The sequence below is a fragment of the Kineococcus vitellinus genome, from assembly GCF_009906315.1.
GTDB lineage: Bacteria > Actinomycetota > Actinomycetes > Actinomycetales > Kineococcaceae > Kineococcus > Kineococcus vitellinus.
In genome coordinates, this window is sequence record NZ_JAAALL010000618.1 from 1 (window position 1) to 695 (window position 695).

Here is a 695-nt window from a genome sequence, read left to right on the forward strand (position 1 = left end):
GAAGCCCTCCGCCAACTCCCCCCCAGCGCGCCCACCGCCGGCCACCAGCTGCGCGTGATCGGGCAGGCGGTCCACGAACCCGCTCACGTGCGCCAACTGCCGCGCACTGTTCACCGGCCCCACCGCGCTGTCCTCCGCGAAGGGCGACCCCACCTTCGTGCCCACCGCCTGCTCGGCCAGCGCCGCCACGAACTCATCGTGCACCCCCGGAGCGGCCAGCACCCGGGTGGCCGCCGTGCAGTCCTGCCCGGCGTTGAAGTAGCCCGCCGCAGCGATCGCCTCCGCCGCCGCACCCACGTCCGCGTCCTCGAAGACGATCACCGGCGCCTTGCCGCCCAGCTCCAGGTGCACCCGCTTCACCGCCCGGCTGGCGGCCTCGGCCACCTGCATCCCCGCCCGCACCGACCCGGTGATCGCCACCAGCTGCGGGGTCGGGTGCGCCACCAGCGCCGCCCCCGACTCCCGGTCCCCGCACACCACGTTCAGCACCCCCCGCGGCAGCACCTGCGCGGCCACCTGCGCCAGCAGCACCGTGGAGGCCGGCGTGGTGTCGGAGGGCTTGAGCACGACGGTGTTGCCCGCCGCCAGCGCCGGGGCGATCTTCCAGATCGCCATCATCAGCGGGTAGTTCCACGGCGTCACCTGCCCCACCACCCCGATCGGCTCGCGGCGCACGAAGGAGGTGTGCCCGGGCA

Annotated in this window: 1 protein-coding gene; it reads right to left on the minus strand. The window is 74.8% G+C overall.

Annotation, left to right across the window (positions count from 1 at the left end; all coding sequences use genetic code 11):
* Nucleotides 1-695 (minus strand): aldehyde dehydrogenase family protein (locus tag GTQ99_RS23765; RefSeq protein ID WP_166618088.1); only part of this gene is annotated, 695 nt, incomplete at both ends.